The organism is Coraliomargarita parva (assembly GCF_027257905.1).
Taxonomy (GTDB): domain Bacteria; phylum Verrucomicrobiota; class Verrucomicrobiia; order Opitutales; family Coraliomargaritaceae; genus Coraliomargarita_A; species Coraliomargarita_A parva.
This window is the reverse complement of the sequence record NZ_JAPZEI010000006.1, coordinates 246,044-260,950: the sequence shown is the minus strand read 5'-3', so window position 1 is coordinate 260,950 and position 14,907 is coordinate 246,044. Positions and strand designations below refer to the sequence as shown.

Sequence of the window (14,907 nt, the reverse complement as noted above, 5' to 3'; positions counted from 1 at the left end):
GGATCGGGTGGCGTCCGCAACCCGATCCGCATATAATGCCAATTCTAAATAATTCTGGCGGTATCGCCGTCATCCGGCTCACGCCGGAGGCTACATCCGCGCGGATTCGTAGCATCGGCGGTTACGCCGATGACGGATTTAAGAGACGCCATAATTAAATCGAATAGGTATAATGCCCACATGAACGACTACGACCGGATCGCCCGAATTATCGAGTACCTGGACAGCCATCACACGCGACAACCGGACTTAACCGAACTGGCGTCGATGGCCGGCTTGAGTCCGCACCACTTCCACCGTTTATTTACCCGATGGGCCGGCGCAACGCCGAAGGAATTCCTTCAGGCGCTGACCTTTGCCCACTCCCGAAAGCGACTCGCAGACGGGCACCCTCTTCTCGAAACTGCCCTCGATTCGGGACTTTCGGGCCCCGGCCGGCTCCACGACCTTTGCTTGAAACTGGAGGCGGCCAGCCCCGGCGAAATACGTTCCGGCGGCGCCGGCTGGACCTTGAAGGTCGGCTATGCGGACACGCCTTTCGGAACAGCCCGCATCGCGCAAAGCCCGCGCGGACTCTGCGCGCTGGCCTTCGAAACATCGCCCACCGAAACATCCCTCAACACCACCATCAGGGAACTATGGCCGAATGCCGGATTTGTCCGCGACGACGAGATGGCGCAGGCATGGGCCAACCGGATCTTCCATCCTACAGGGACCGTACGCCCCGAACAAAGCCTGCGGGCCCATGTGCGTGCCACTCCCTTTCAGATACGAGTCTGGCAAGCACTACTCGCAGTTCCGGAAGGCGCCCTCAGTACCTACGGCCGGATCGCCCATGCGATCGGCAAGGAAGGTGCGGCACGGGCGGTCGGCAATGCAATTGGCAGCAATCCGATCGCTTACCTCATCCCCTGCCACAGGGTCATACGGGAGACCGGAGCACTCGGGGGCTATCGCTGGGGTCGCACACGAAAAACCGCCATGCTGGCCCGGGAAGCCCTCGCTCAGGTCGATAAATAAGTCCCGCCGGTCAAAAGCTTCGCGTAGTCATCCAGCATGCGGGTCCCCTCACGCGGCTTGATCCGGTCGGCCTTGGTCGCGCGATCCACCTGCTTCTTCATTTGGCGCGTCAGGAGATGTCCGTCATACTGGGTAAAGCCCAGCACCTGATTCACGGTAAATCCCTGAATGCTGTCCTCGATGTAGAAATCATCCTCTTCATCATCCTCGAGAAAAACGTGCACTTCGTTCACCCGGCCAAAGAGGTTATGCAGGTCCCCCATAATGTCCTGATAGGCTCCAACCAGAAACACTCCGAGGTAGTAAGGCTGCTTGTCCTTCAGTCCGTGCAGGCGTATCGAAGAACGTACATCCTCCACATCGGTAAACTCGTCGATCTTACCCTCGCTGTCACAGGTGATATCCACGAGCGTCGCATCGACGTCCGGCCGCTCGTTCATGCGGTGAAGTGGCGCAACGGGAAACAACTGGTCGCAGGCCCAGTGGTCGATCAAGGACTGGAAGACCGAGAAGTTGCATACGTATTGCTCCGCCATCATCTTTGGCAGGTTCTCCAACTCTTCGGGCGTATAGTTGGCGGCTTTTCCAATCTCCGCGAGTTGCTGGCAAATCTGCCAATACAGCGCATCGGCCTCCGCCCGCTCCGACAGGTTCAAATACCCCAGGCTAAAGAGGTTGTTCACCTCTTCCTTCTTCTGAAGCGCATCGTGGTAACGCTCCAGCGGTGTCGAGTTGTGTGCGTTCTCCAAAATCGCTTCGAGGTCCCGCAGGATGACATTGCGCTTCTTCTTTTTGCCGGGCTTGAAATCCACCGAGTTTTTGGAAATTCGGTCGCACACTTCTGTGACCAAAATGGAATGTGGCGCCACGATAGCCCGGCCGCTTTCGGTCACGATATCCGGAACGGCGATTTCCTCATCGGTACACACATTCTTGATATTGTAGACCACGTCCCGGGCATATTCCCGCATGGTGTAATTCATGGAGCTCTCGTAGTTGCTGCGTGAACCGTCATAGTCCACCCCGAGACCGCCGCCGACGTCAATCAAGCGCATGGGAAAGCCCATACGGGTCAACTCACAATAGAAACGCGTGGCTTCCACCGTGGCCTTCTTGATCGTCTGGATATTCGGCACCTGCGAACCGATATGAAAGTGTATCAACTGGAGGCAGTCCGACATCCCGGCACGTTTGAGCCGGCGGGCCGCATCCACAATTTCGGGGCTGGTCAGACCGAACTTGGCCCCTTCACCCGAGGAACTGGCCCATTTGCCTTCTCCGGCGGTCGAGAGCTTGATGCGCAAGCCGATCAAGGGACGCACATCCAGCTTCTTGCTGATCGCAATAATGCGGGGCACCTCGCTCAGCTGCTCCACCACCAGAAAGATTTCCTTGCCCAACTTCCGGCCATAGAGCGCCAAACGGATAAAGTCGTCATCCTTGTAACCGTTGCAGATAACGAGCGCCTTTGGATCCTTATGCATGGCCAGGGCAATCATCAGCTCCGGCTTGCTGCCGCACTCGAGACCATAGTTGTAGGTCTTGCCCGCATCCTGAATCTCTTCGATGACCTCGCGCAGTTGATTCACCTTGATGGGAAAGACCCCGCGGTATTTACCCGCATACCCCTCATCCTGGATCGCATTACGGAAGTGCTCGTTCAGTTCCGTAACACGTGTGCGCAGCATATCCTGAATACGGATCGTCAACGGCAAGCTGAGCCCCTTGCTCTTCGCTTCCTTGATAATATCGTGGATCCGGATGGTACGCTCATTCCGGAGTGGCCGGACACACATATAGCCCTCCGCATCCACTTGAAAGTGGCCGCCCCCCCAGCGCTTCAGGCCGTAGTATTCCTCGGCATCATTCACGGTCCATGTGGGCTCAGCTTTCATATCCATATGCAATATTGACTTGGCGGGTGGAGAGTCGCGAAAGATGACGAATCCGCCTGCACAACGAAAGAAAAAACGCGAGGCTGGCAGCCAAGAGTAAACCCGCGGCAAGATATCAAAAATATCCTGCCGCAGCACCACACGACGTCAAAACATCGTTAAATCATCTTGAATCACTGGAGCATTTACTCTATAAGACCTTTGTCGTCTCTTCCGAGCTCTTTGCTCCAACTCCACCCCAAACTACATTATCCAAGTGAGCCATACTGCCGAACCCCCGGTCCCCGGAACCACTGAATCCGTCTCCAAATATTCACGTTTCCTTGCCTCCTGGTGGGGCACTTTCATCGGTGATGCACTCGCGATGCCTTGCCATTTCTACTACAAGGCCAATCTCATTGAGCGAGACTACGGCGTCATCACACATTACCTCAGTCCCAAAAGCCCGCATCCGGAAAGCACCCTCTGGCGGGAAAATTATGTGTCCTCCTGCCCGGAAGACGACATCTTGCACGACCAAGCAGCCGACTGGAAACGGCCGGGAGTCCATTACCACCAGCATCTGAAAGCCGGCGAGAATACCCTGAATATCCAGATCGCTCGCCTCTTGGCGGAGTCACTCGTCGAGAACAATGGCTACGACCAAACCGATTTCGCCAAGCGCTATATCGATTTCATGCTCCGGCCGGGCGCCCACAAGGACACTTATGTGGAGGAGTGCCACCGCACATTCTTCAAGAACCACGGGATGGGCAAAGCCCTGGAACGCTGCGGCGGCGAGGATTGCTTCATCAGCAGCCTGAGTGCGGTGGTTCCCCTGGTACTCTTCTACCACAAGGACCACGACTACCTCCTCAGGGTCGTACGCCAGCACCTCAGCCTCATCCAGAAAGGCGAAACCGCTGCGCGCGCCGGTGAGCTCTTCGCAGAGACCCTGTGCTGCCTGATCGAAGGCCAACCCTTGGAACAGGCACTTTTCGAAACCATTGGCCGCGACCATTACCAGGTCCTCACCTTCCCTTATCGCCGCTGGATGAGCAACCATTCCGACGAGGAAGTCGTCGGGCGGCTCGTCGGTTCAGGCAGCCATCTGGAAGACGCGCAGCCGGCAACCTACTACCTTGCGCTGAAATACGCGGACTCTTTCGAATCAGGGCTGATCCAGAATTGCCATCTCGGCGGCGACAACTGCAACCGTGGAGCCGCCCTGGGCAGCTTGCTGGGTGCAGCAGGCGGCTGCGAAGTCATTCCCGGACACTGGGTCGAAGGACTCGTCGATCAAAGCAAATACGACGCCTTGGGCGACGCGCTCTGGACCGCAAGCGGGGGGGACCGCGATTAGATGATCGCGGAGTAATCCTCCGCCTTCATCAGGCCATCCAGCTCGGAGCTGTCTTTGATGCGGACCTTAAGGATCCAGCCTTCGCCGAACGGGTCTTGATTGACCAGTTCCGGAGCGCTATCGACCGCTTCGTTCACTTCGAGAACCTCGGCCGCCACCGGCATATAGAGGTCTGAAGCCGCTTTGACGGACTCGACAACCCCGAAGGTGTCTTCAGCCGAAAACTCGGCACCGACTTCGGGAAATTCAACAAAGGTAATATCGCCAAGACTTTCCTGGGCATAGTCGGTAATACCGACGGTTGCAGTGCCGTCCTCGTGGACGAGCAGCCATTCATGGTCTTTGGTATAGAGGAGGTCGCTTGGAACTTGGCTCATTAAAATCAGCAGAGAGCAGGCTTACATGCTGGTCTCTTCAAAGAAGGCAATGATCTGCTCAATGATGTATTTGTGCTCAAGCGGTGTAATCTCGCCAGCTTCCAGCTTGCGGTCCGCTTCAAGGGCTTGTTGAGCCATTTTGGCAAAGGGATCAGCCCCGGTCGAGGCCGGCACCAGATCGCTCTTCATTTCGGTCTTCATCGTACCCGGCTCCAGATCCACATAGTACCCGAGATCCTGCTGCAGGCCGAAGCGGATGAAATTCTCGCTCTTAGCATTCGGAACCGGGGTAAAATACTTCACCGATGGGTTGTAGCCTTGCTTTTCGAGACGAATTTCATGGGTCAGCTTGCGGGGCAGTTTGGTTGTCAAGGGGGTGATCCCTGCGGGTTCGCCATTGATGTAAACACTCGCTTCAGAGGGGAAGGAAAGAATAACGACTTCCTGCGCAACCCCAGTCTGAAAAGAGGAGCAACCGGAGAAAAAGACAACCAGGGCAAGAGCGGAGAATAAAGATAAACAAGCTTTCATATCTGGGTATAAAATAAGTAAGTATGATAAGTAATCCCGCTAGGGACCCTCGGTCAAGACTATAGCCAGAGCGAAGGATGTCTTTTAACAAAGTGCTTGTATCCGCGGCAAAGCTTTCTTGGATAGCCACGTGCCGTTAACGCAGTTCCATTTATCCGTGAGCCCCACTGCTCATGGGCGCGCGGCACCCCACTAATGATACTCACATTCATTCTTGCCATCGCTTTTACTATCGGCGTGTCCGCACTTTGTTCGGTACTGGAAGCGATGATTCTCAGCACCAGCACGGCGGAGACTGAAAGCCTGAAAAAGCGTTACCCGAAGCGGGGCCAGCTTCTGGAGAAATACAAATCCAGCCTGGAAGAAACCAGCTCGGCGATCCTCAGCCTCAACACCATTGCCAACACGCTGGGAGCCACCATGGTCGGTGGCCTGGCGGTCCAAATCTGGCCGGAGGACAGCAATGTCCTGATGAAGATTTCTTCGGTCATGGCGATCGCCATCCTCTTTTTCTCAGAGATCATCCCTAAAAACGTGGGGGTGCTCTACCGCCCGGCCCTGCAACCAATCCTCGTGTTCCCCCTCGCCTGGGTCTGTGCCGTGATGATGCCGCTTTCCCGGGTCATCGGCTTCCTGGTTCGTTTCCTTCTCAAACCCACCGAACCCTCGACCGATTCCGACGAAGAAATCCTGCTCTTGGCTGAAAAAAGCGCCAAAGACGGCACCTTGACCTCGAATGAGCGCGATATGATCAACAATGCCCTCAGCTTGGACGAGTTGCTGGTCAATGAGATCATGACACCCCGTACCGTGGTGCACGCCATCGAGGACACCGAAACCATCGGCTCCCTCTTTGACACGACTCGCAACATCCCATTTGCCCGGATCCCGGTCTATCATGAGAAAATCGACAATATCACCGGCATCGTGCGTCGACGCGACCTCCTTACGGCCAAAGCCGAGGACCGGGACCACTTGATGATCACGGACTTAGCCCAGGAGCCCATTTTCGTACCCGACAATGCGGCGGCCTCGGATGCGCTCCAGACCTTCCTCAAACATCACCAGCAACTGGCCATTGCGGTCGACGAGTTTGGCTCCATGTCCGGTGTGATCACGATGGAAGACGTCATCGAACACATCATCGGCCAGGAAATCTTCGAGGATGACGATCCGGCGGTCGACATGCGGGAATTTGCACGTCACCGGCAATACGCCGAGAAACGGAAGGCCCGCAAACGCTCGAACGGCGGCCTCTAGCGAGAACCCAGGGCGAAATCCTTGGCGAAATACGTCAGGATCATGTCCGCCCCCGCCCGGCGGATGGCCAGCAGCGATTCGTCCCGGCAACGCTCCAGATCCAGCCATCCTCGCTCGGCGGCGGCCATAATCTGCGCATATTCGCCTGAAACCTGATAGGCCGCCAGGGGCAATTCCGTCTCCTCCCGCACCTCGCGGATGATATCGAGATAAGGCCCGGCGGGCTTCACCATGAGGATATCCGCGCCTTCGGCCTCGTCCAGCGCCGCTTCCATAAGGGCTTCGCGCCGGTTGCCCGGATTCAACTGGTAAGTCCGCTTGTCCAAATGATGCGTACCCGCGCTGCCGGCACTCCCCACCGCGTCACGGAAGGGGCCATAGAAGGCCGATGCGAATTTTGCAGAATAGGCCATGATTCCGGTCTTATCGAAACCATTTCCGTCCAGCGCCTCACGAATCGCGCCGACCCGCCCATCCATCATATCGGAAGGGGCGACCAGATCGACTCCGGCTTCAGCCGCGAGAACGGCCATCTCGGCCAAAACCTCGACCGTCGCATCATTGGCCAAGTCGCCGCAACTCACATCGTAGAGACCGTCGTGGCCATGCGTGGTATAGGGGTCCAGAGCCAAATCGGTAATCACCGCCATTTCGGGCAATTCCGCCTTCAAGGCACGGATGGCCCGAAGCACCAAGGTATCCGGATTCAGAGCCTCACGCCCATCGTCCGATTTCAGAGAGGCATCGAGCTTGGGAAAAAGCGCAATCGCTGGAATTCCCAGCCCAAGCAAGGCACGGGCCTCCTCGATCAGTTGGGGAATTGTCATCCTCGAGATGCCCGGCATCGACTCGATGGGCTCCGGGGCCCCGTCCCCGTCGATCACAAAGACCGGCTGGATCAAATTGTGCGGATGCAGATCCGTCTCCTGGGCCAGGGCGCGCAGGGAGGCAGTACGGCGCATACGGCGCGGACGGCGGGTCAGATCGAGGCGAAAATTGGTAGCTGCTGACATATCTTCGATAATTTCTATTGGCACACAGTGCCTAAGGCGCACAACTTTCAACCTAGAACCCAAAACTCGCAACTCACAAATGTCCGTCCAGCTCTACGATACGCACAGCCGATCCGTCCAAGCGCTTCCCTCCGAAAGCGACCACCCGCTTCGTTTCTACTGTTGCGGCCCGACGGTCTACGGCCCCGCACATATCGGAAATTTCCGCACCTTCCTGATCCAGGACACCCTGCGCCGCGTCCTGGAGGTGGACGGTTATACGGTCAAGCACGTGCGGAATATCACCGATGTCGACGACAAGACGATCCGCCGCTCCCAGGAGGAAGGCCTGCCTTTAAACAAGTTCACCGCCAAGTGGACAGACAAGTTTCATGCGGACTGCACCGCCCTGAACATGCTTCCCCCCAGCGTGGAACCCAGCGCCGTGGATCACATTCCTCAGCAAATCGCACTGGTGGAACAACTCGTCGCCAAGGGGCACGCCTATGCCACCGAAGACGGTTCCGTGTATTTCCGGGTCAGCTCCTTTGACAACTACGGCAGCCTCTCCAAGCTGAAGCAGCGCGAACTACAGACCCAGAACGAGAATTCCGCCGGCGAACTGAACGATGCGGACGAGTACGACCGCGAATCCGTCACCGACTTTGCCCTATGGAAGAGCCGCAAACCGGAGGATGGCGACAACTACTGGCAGAGTCCATGGGGCGAGGGACGTCCTGGCTGGCACCTGGAGTGCTCGGCCATGGTAGATAGCGCCTTTGAAGGGGAAACCATCGACTTGCACGGCGGCGGCATCGACCTCTGCTTCCCCCACCACGAGAACGAGATTGCCCAATCGGAGTGCGCCCATGGCCACGCCTTCTGCAACCACTGGTTCCACAGCGCGCACCTCATGGTGGAAGGCGCCAAAATGTCCAAGAGTCTGGGGAACCTCTACACTCTGGACGACCTAAGGGAAAAGGGTTTCAGCCCCATGGTGGTCCGCTACACCCTGATCGCCGGAAGCTACCGCCAGCAGTTGAATTTCACCTTCGACGGGCTGCACGCCTCACAGAGCGCGCTGCTCAAGCTCGAACGCTTTGCCGAATCCCTGCTGGCTGTCACCGGCGAGGACAAAGCGGCCATGCCGAACTATACCAGCAAGGACGCCCCGGCAGACTTCGGCCGCCTGGCCAAGGCCTGGGACGCGCTGCGCAATAATTTAAACACAGCAGCCTGCCTGGGTGCCATTTTCGGAGTGATCGGGTCGAACCCCGCCGCCTCACTCGATGCGGACGGCGCACGGGAATTGCTCAAAGCCTTCGGTAGCCTGCTTTACGCACTGGGGATCAATCTCTTCACCGCAGAGGAGACCAAGGTTGACGCCCCGGAGAACATTCTGGCCATGGCTCAACAACGCTGGGACGCCAAGCAGGCAAAGGACTGGGCCAAGGCTGACGAGCTTCGCGACGCCCTGCTGGCCGAAGGCTGGGTGGTCAAGGACCGCAAGGACGGCTTCGACCTCGAAGCACAATAAAGCCCGCTTGTCCCAAAGTTCTGCCTCAAACCGCCCCCGCGGTGTCCGCGGAACAAAACAAAAAGCCGCCCGGGTAAAACCAGGGCGGCCACAGAAGCTGTTTCGACAAGACCTCAGGAACCTGCGCTGCGCACACGCACCATGAACACGGGGATGTCTTTTTCAAGATTCTCAATCCATCCCACTGGGTCCTTGCGCCGGGTCTTCTCTCCCTCACGGTTAATCCGCCATGAATCCGAGAAGACCTCGACCTTCTCCCCGTCATACTTGAAAACAAGCGTCGCGTCGTAGCCGCGGTGCATCAGCCGGATGGTCACCTCACCCGGCTTCACATCCTGGACGGTCCATTTACGACCGCTGGCGGCGCGTAGGATGCTATCCTCCACCTGCTTGGGGCTCAACCCCGGTACGACCGCAATCACCGAATACGGAACATTCGGATCCTTTTCAGGCGCATCAGGCACATGACGCTTCACCGCGCCGAACGCGCTGCAGCACGAGAAAACAAAAAGAAAAAAATAACTTAAGCGGCGCATGGCGGCACATCCGAATCCCAAACATGGACCGGAGCAAGCTTTTACAATCCTTTGCCTCGTTACTGGCCATTGAGCCCTCGAAGCTCAAAGTTCCTGAATCCTAATTGTAACCCGAGCGACACCTGCCCCCCAATCTTAACCAACGTCACAGGCATGTCGTTTGTCGCTCTCACCTCCATGCGCTATAAATGTAGAGTGAAACATTACCGCATTGTCCTCTCCTTCGCACTGCTCTGCCTCGCACATCTGCCCGCATTTGCGGTGGACGACCCGGAGCTCGACAAGATCCTGCAAAAACACGTGGAAGCCATGGGCGGATGGAAGAACTGGAACCAGGTGGAAAGCATCCGTTTGGCCGGAACGATCAAACGCGACGGCCAGAGCGTGGACTTCGTCATCGTCAAGAAACGTCCCGACCAGATACGCGCCACCATCACCCTGCCTATTCCCGGCAACGAGGAAGAGAAAGTCCAGGTCATCCGCGCCCATGACGGCAAAGAAGCCTGGACGGCCACACGCCTGGCCGGTGCACAGGAGATTGAAAAGGAGCTGTTGGATCCGGCGGCTTCCAGAGACCTGCTGGCCGATGCCGGCGTCCTGCCCAAACTGATCGACCTCTGGCAGAGCGGCGCCGAACTTGAATTGATGGAGCCTAAAACAACCAAGGGCGAAGCATGTTTTGTCATTCAGGCCAAAATGGACGGCGGAAAGCAGGAATTCCTCTTCGAGCTTTCCGCAAACACTTTTGAATTGAGACGCTATGTCACCATCATCGACGGCTCCAAAAGCTCGACCTCCGAACTCTCAGAATACCAAAGCATTGACGGAATTCGGCTACCGACACACTGCCTAATCCACTCGAAAAAAACCGGAGAATCCAGCATGCGCACCGAATCTGTAGAGCTTGGTGTCGGCATCTATGAAGACTATTTCCACGGTCGTTCCGAATACACCTTCAACAAGTGAAGCCTGCGTCCGAGGCGTTGCAGAAATGTCACACAAATGATGTCGCGTTGACCGCAACGAGTGAGCAGATGTGACGGATGATCATGAAGACCAGCCATAATCGGGATAGCGTGCGGGCATTGCGCCTAGGCCGCCGCGGCTTCATGGCCATCGCTTTCGCGCTAACCATTCAGTCCTGTACCTGCTTGCTGAGCCATGGGGATTTGCTAGCGGCAAGAATGGATGAGCCGTCCTTTCTCGAATTCAGGAGTTATTTAAAAATCGGGAACGAGGCACGCTTCAGCATCCATGATACCGAAACCGGAACAGCCTACTGGCTCTCCGAGGGGCAGGGCAGAGGACGTTTGCACGTCGATACATTCGACCCACAAGCAATGGAACTCACCGTGCACTTCGAAAAAGATGCCTACACCTTGAAGCTGGTCACACCAGACAGGAGCTCTTTTTCGATTACAACTTCCGTCGGCGAGGCCGACAAAGACCTGAGCCCATTCAACCAAAAACTGTTACGCACCTACATGGACTTGCTGAAACCCACCTACAGCAGCGAATCCAAACGAATGCTGATCGACCAACGGATCGCGACGAAACTACGCGCATTCATACTGGGTAATCCGAGCCCCACAGAACTTACCGAATTCCTCTATCCCACCCACCAGAACGACATCGATTTCAAGAAGTTCCTTGAACTCGAATTGCCGACCGGGATCGAAAGTAGGAACAAATCGAATACCCCCGGCTGGGAGATAAAGGATTCTATAAGCTTGAAAGACATCGAGCAATTGATCGCCTCCAACCCAAGTACCGAGGAGCTCGAAAAAATAAAGAAAGCCCAATACCAGAATACATACTGATGAAAAGATCATCGCTGGCCCTTCTGCTGACCACTCTTCAACTAACCTCAGTCTCTTTAGACGCGCTGGAATACAGCGATGCATACACGCTCGACCATGCCTGGCCGGACTTTGTGACACCAACTGAAAACGCCTATAATGAGAGCGGACTTAAAATCTTGGAAAAAGGAATCCCCGCGGTATTCATTCGCGCCTATCCGGATGGAATGTTGGCCGTCGTAGACCGCGAAGGCGCTCAACTCGTCCCATACGACCAAACCGACTTCCTGGGTCGCCTCGAAAAATCGAGTCACATGGAAACGGACTCAAAGATCTTCCTGAATCAGATCAGCCGCCGTGTATTCGATCTAGACTTCGATGCATCCAAAGCGGTCTCAGAGACCGAACTCGCCAAATTCGATTCCTTCCTGGTCCTCACGACCCCCTGCGAAGATACAGACCTCATCGACTTGAAGGAGCAACTAGCCGGCGCGTCTTCACTACTCAAACGACTGCAGGTGACACCAATTGTCATCTTTGAGAGCCTCATGCCGAACAACGAATTTTATGAGAAGGTGACACGCACAGATTTCACCTATCCGGTTGTGGTTCCTATTTTCCAGAAAGGCTTCATCCAGGCGGTGTACTCCCAAAGAGAAATCGACTACCCCGTGCTATGGGTCCAAAGCAGCGGCAAGCTTGAAGGACAGTTCAAGGACCTCAAGGCCGCATTGGGCGAGCTAAGCCGCTAGCCCACCCCGACAACGAAACCGAAGCCCGCCTTATAACCGGAACGACAGGCACGCCCACAAACGGCTGAAGCCCTTGCGCTGGATTCATTCGATTCGCGGCAGCACATCACACGCGAGTCCATTCCCGGGCCACGTAGCAAAATTAGAAGAAAAGGCCGCCGCAGCCTAACGGCTCCCGCTTGCACACATAAAAAGCCGGCTACAGATGCAAAGTTCGACTCGTCCTTTCACCTCCCTACAGTAGAGACATCTGGCACAATTGCCAGACGGAGAATTTGCGTACAGATTACGGCACACAAGCTCCAGCCAGATCCCGGCCAAAGAATATAGAAACAAAAAAAGGTGCGGCTGCTCAGCAACCGCACCTGCGCAATCAAATGATTGTATCCAGAATTACTTACGACGGCGGTGTGCGGCAAACAAAAGAGCGACCACACCAAAGATCGCAGCGTAAGTGGAAGGTTCCGGAACGACACCCACCCCAGTGATCTGGAAGTTATCGAGGAAGACGTTATCCGTACCGGTGAAGTTATCGAAGCTCAAACCAACAACAGCCGAAGAACTGCCGGCAAGAGCGGATAGATCCACCGTATACAGCGCATCTGTCCCTGCGGTAAGGTTCAGCGTAGTCACTGCGCCATCAACATCCACCAGGAGATCCACGGGACCATTGTCGCTACCAGCGGCAAAAGTCAGTTCCGAAGAACCATAAAGGGAGAGATCGACAGTCAGGAAGAGTTCGGCACTCGAACTTACGTTCGCATCAACAAACCAGCCGAATCCGTCATTCATCGAAGCGATTTGCAGCGGGCGCAGCAATTGATTCGAATCGAGGTCAGCACTGTTAGAAAGCCCACTGCTGGTTTGGTTCAACCAAGAGAAGGTGGCTGTTCCAGCCTGAAGACCGAAATTGGCGGTTGCGGAGGAGTCATTGATAAAATCGCCGTCCACGTCCAGCCCACCGAAGGAACTCGTATAGTTAAAATCCCATGCGGCAATCAAATCCTGCGCGGACATGGCTCCGGCAAAACCGAGCATCAGGGATGCAGTCAGAAGAATTAATTTTTTCATTATAGTATTTTGATGAATGGATGGAAGCCCCGGGGATTTCCCCGGAAACTCCCATCAGTTTGAATTGTATTAGAGGCTCAGACCGTCACCACGATCGACCAGAATTCCACGAATGTTCAGGGCCGTCCAACCGGTTGTCCACAGTGTGCTTGCCGCCGTGGTATCGAAGGCACCCTTGTAGGCGACATCGTCAAAGAAGGTAGCAGTTTCCTGCACACCGAATGCGCCACCGAGACCGTTGTTGGCAGTGGCCTGTGCAAGCGGAGCAACCGGATTGACACCAGTCGAAGCATCCACGGAAACTTCACGACGGTTCATCGACGGGAAGCTCGGATTGGCCAGAAAATTCATGGTGGTAGTGGCAAAAGTTGAACTGAAGGTCGCATCGAGGATTGTCTCGACACCGGCAGTAACAGCCTTGCCGTAATCAGCAGCGGTGGTGCTTCCATCTGCGGCATAGAATGTATTACCGGAGAAGATCACCTCACCTGCGGTAAAGCGTGCCTCACCGTCGCTTTCAAGTTCGATACCATCCGATCCACCGAAATCAGCGAAGATAGAGTTATGGTACTCGCCGCCCCAGTTGTCACGGATACGGAAAGGCTCTGTGGCCTTGTTCGGATTACCGATATAAGTCGCGTTATAAACGACTGCATATGTCTTAGGAATCGAAAAGTCAGTCCCCAGAGTCGCATCGTTGCCATCACCGGTTTCACCGTCATGCTCGCCGCCCTTGTCACCATTCACGGTATCGGCATTCATGAGAGCGAACCAGAACTGCCCCAGACCGGTGAAGCCTGAATCGATGTCAAATGCATCGTCGTTATTGAAAATCGAAGTCAGGTACTTCGTATTAACAGTACCGCCGAACCACTCATAACCATCATCCGCATTGCAGTAAACGTCGATGTGATCGATCTTGGTGCCGAAACCAACGCCACCCATGGTAAGACCGTTAATTTCGTTGGCAGAACCAATCACAGCACCACCGTGACGGATGGAAACATAAGAGAAAACACCCGAGTTGTCGTTCGGATTGAAACCGCCGAAAGCGGAATCATCCCCTTCGGGAAGACCTTCGATAAACTGGCGATTCAAACCACCGGCAGAAGTGACGTCCGCATTCATCGGGGCTTCCCCCAGAATGATCACACCGCCCCAAAGCTGGCGGTATTCATTCGGAACAGTATCACCGTCCGCATCAACGAAGGTGGCAATTGCATCCGTTTCCCCGGTGCCGACATAAATGGCGGGAGGCAGAGGATTGTTCTTCGGATCAGCGTCAAGGAACGGACCGTTCTGCAAAACGCCATCAGAGACAACCGTCTGAGTTGCCGTCACACGGTCGGCATCATCGTCCAAATCCAACGGTGTACCGTTGTCATCAACGAAAAAGTCATAACCGTCGACTTGGCCGTCGCTGTCACTATCAAGCGCAGCCGTCGTGAAGATGATCGGATCCGAGGCAGTGCCTTGCGCGTTCACGCGACCAGCAGTTGTGATGACGAGAGCACCCGGATCGTAATTACCGATACCCGTGGAAGGCTCGCCACGGATAATGGTACCAGCCTCGATGGTGAGAGTCGCACCACCTTTGACGTAAATAATATCGGTGAGAATATACTCATTGGACGAAGACCATGTCGCGTCCGCAGTTATATCGCTCGTCACCTGAACGATTGCGGCCTGCGCACTGGTTGCGGCAAGACCGGCAAGAAGAGTGGATGATAGTATCTTATTCATTGTTTAGGATTTCTGCTTAAATGAAGCGGTAAGCCCTCCATTATTGGAGGAG

Annotated in this window: 14 protein-coding genes; 7 read left to right on the top strand and 7 right to left on the bottom strand. The window is 55.5% G+C overall.

The genetic code is table 11. The features are described from left to right. Positions 1–180 precede the first annotated feature (180 nt). Positions 181–1,020: a methylated-DNA--[protein]-cysteine S-methyltransferase gene (locus O2597_RS11095; RefSeq protein WP_269524792.1), complete on the top strand. Its 840-nt coding sequence runs from the start codon at positions 181–183 to the stop codon at positions 1,018–1,020. Here O2597_RS11095 and speA read toward each other — a convergent pair. Further along, entirely contained in the window at positions 1,005–2,915 is a 1,911-nt protein-coding gene (gene speA, locus O2597_RS11090; RefSeq protein WP_269524790.1) for a biosynthetic arginine decarboxylase, read from the bottom strand. The genes O2597_RS11095 and speA overlap by 16 nt on opposite strands. A 256-nt stretch (positions 2,916–3,171) precedes the next feature. Between speA and O2597_RS11085 the strand changes: the two genes are divergently transcribed. Then, positions 3,172–4,257 carry an ADP-ribosylglycohydrolase family protein gene (locus O2597_RS11085; protein WP_269524788.1) on the top strand — a complete coding sequence of 362 codons (1,086 nt, stop codon included), beginning with the start codon at positions 3,172–3,174 and terminating at the stop codon, positions 4,255–4,257. Here O2597_RS11085 and gcvH read toward each other — a convergent pair. Together gcvH and O2597_RS11075 are read right to left on the bottom strand one after the other, a co-directional pair. After that, entirely contained in the window at positions 4,254–4,634 is a 381-nt protein-coding gene (gene gcvH, locus O2597_RS11080; RefSeq protein ID WP_269524786.1) for a glycine cleavage system protein GcvH, read from the bottom strand. The genes O2597_RS11085 and gcvH overlap by 4 nt on opposite strands. A gap of 21 nt (positions 4,635–4,655) precedes the next feature. Further along, positions 4,656–5,165, bottom strand: coding sequence for a PEGA domain-containing protein (locus tag O2597_RS11075; RefSeq protein WP_269524784.1), 510 nt, complete (start codon positions 5,163–5,165; stop codon positions 4,656–4,658). 195 nt (positions 5,166–5,360) lie between these two features. Here O2597_RS11075 and O2597_RS11070 point away from each other — a divergent pair, with 195 nt between their 5' ends. Next, a complete protein-coding gene (locus tag O2597_RS11070) occupies positions 5,361–6,425 on the top strand; it encodes a hemolysin family protein (RefSeq protein WP_269524781.1) in 1,065 nt (354 codons plus the stop codon). Here O2597_RS11070 and hemB read toward each other — a convergent pair. Further along, entirely contained in the window at positions 6,422–7,438 is a 1,017-nt protein-coding gene (hemB, locus tag O2597_RS11065; protein WP_269524780.1) for a porphobilinogen synthase, read from the bottom strand. The genes O2597_RS11070 and hemB overlap by 4 nt on opposite strands. A 79-nt stretch (positions 7,439–7,517) precedes the next feature. Here hemB and cysS point away from each other — a divergent pair, with 79 nt between their 5' ends. Beyond that, positions 7,518–8,954, top strand: coding sequence for a cysteine--tRNA ligase (gene cysS, locus O2597_RS11060; protein ID WP_269524779.1), 1,437 nt, complete (start codon positions 7,518–7,520; stop codon positions 8,952–8,954). Between the two features lie 113 nt (positions 8,955–9,067). Here the strand turns inward: cysS and O2597_RS11055 are convergent, their stop codons facing one another. Next, positions 9,068–9,418 carry a hypothetical protein gene (locus O2597_RS11055; protein ID WP_269524777.1) on the bottom strand — a complete coding sequence of 117 codons (351 nt, stop codon included), beginning with the start codon at positions 9,416–9,418 and terminating at the stop codon, positions 9,068–9,070. 267 nt (positions 9,419–9,685) lie between these two features. Between O2597_RS11055 and O2597_RS11050 the strand changes: the two genes are divergently transcribed. From O2597_RS11050 to O2597_RS11040, 3 genes are all read left to right on the top strand, one after another. After that, entirely contained in the window at positions 9,686–10,456 is a 771-nt protein-coding gene (locus O2597_RS11050) for a hypothetical protein (protein ID WP_269524775.1), read from the top strand. A gap of 83 nt (positions 10,457–10,539) precedes the next feature. Then, positions 10,540–11,310 (top strand): hypothetical protein, encoded by a 771-nt coding sequence (locus tag O2597_RS11045; protein WP_269524774.1) that lies wholly within the window; start codon positions 10,540–10,542, stop codon positions 11,308–11,310. After that, positions 11,310–12,041: a hypothetical protein gene (locus tag O2597_RS11040; RefSeq protein WP_269524772.1), complete on the top strand. Its 732-nt coding sequence runs from the start codon at positions 11,310–11,312 to the stop codon at positions 12,039–12,041. Before O2597_RS11045 ends, O2597_RS11040 begins: the two co-directional genes overlap by 1 nt. Before the next feature lie 393 nt (positions 12,042–12,434). On the opposite strand, the gene O2597_RS11035 is transcribed toward O2597_RS11040, so the two are convergent. Next, entirely contained in the window at positions 12,435–13,112 is a 678-nt protein-coding gene (locus O2597_RS11035; protein WP_269524770.1) for a PEP-CTERM sorting domain-containing protein, read from the bottom strand. Between the two features lie 69 nt (positions 13,113–13,181). Further along, positions 13,182–14,855: a hypothetical protein gene (locus O2597_RS11030; protein ID WP_269524768.1), complete on the bottom strand. Its 1,674-nt coding sequence runs from the start codon at positions 14,853–14,855 to the stop codon at positions 13,182–13,184. Positions 14,856–14,907: the final 52 nt, after the last annotated feature.

Coding starts and splice junctions, on each gene's coding strand:
- O2597_RS11030 (WP_269524768.1), bottom strand. CDS start 14,855: ATGAATAAGATACTATCATCCACTCTTCTTGCCGGTCTTGCCGCAACC.
- O2597_RS11035 (WP_269524770.1), bottom strand. CDS start 13,112: ATGAAAAAATTAATTCTTCTGACTGCATCCCTGATGCTCGGTTTTGCC.
- O2597_RS11095 (WP_269524792.1), top strand. CDS start 181: ATGAACGACTACGACCGGATCGCCCGAATTATCGAGTACCTGGACAGC.
- cysS (WP_269524779.1), top strand. CDS start 7,518: ATGTCCGTCCAGCTCTACGATACGCACAGCCGATCCGTCCAAGCGCTT.
- gcvH (WP_269524786.1), bottom strand. CDS start 4,634: ATGAGCCAAGTTCCAAGCGACCTCCTCTATACCAAAGACCATGAATGG.
- speA (WP_269524790.1), bottom strand. CDS start 2,915: ATGAAAGCTGAGCCCACATGGACCGTGAATGATGCCGAGGAATACTAC.
- hemB (WP_269524780.1), bottom strand. CDS start 7,438: ATGTCAGCAGCTACCAATTTTCGCCTCGATCTGACCCGCCGTCCGCGC.
- O2597_RS11040 (WP_269524772.1), top strand. CDS start 11,310: ATGAAAAGATCATCGCTGGCCCTTCTGCTGACCACTCTTCAACTAACC.
- O2597_RS11045 (WP_269524774.1), top strand. CDS start 10,540: ATGAAGACCAGCCATAATCGGGATAGCGTGCGGGCATTGCGCCTAGGC.
- O2597_RS11075 (WP_269524784.1), bottom strand. CDS start 5,165: ATGAAAGCTTGTTTATCTTTATTCTCCGCTCTTGCCCTGGTTGTCTTT.
- O2597_RS11070 (WP_269524781.1), top strand. CDS start 5,361: ATGATACTCACATTCATTCTTGCCATCGCTTTTACTATCGGCGTGTCC.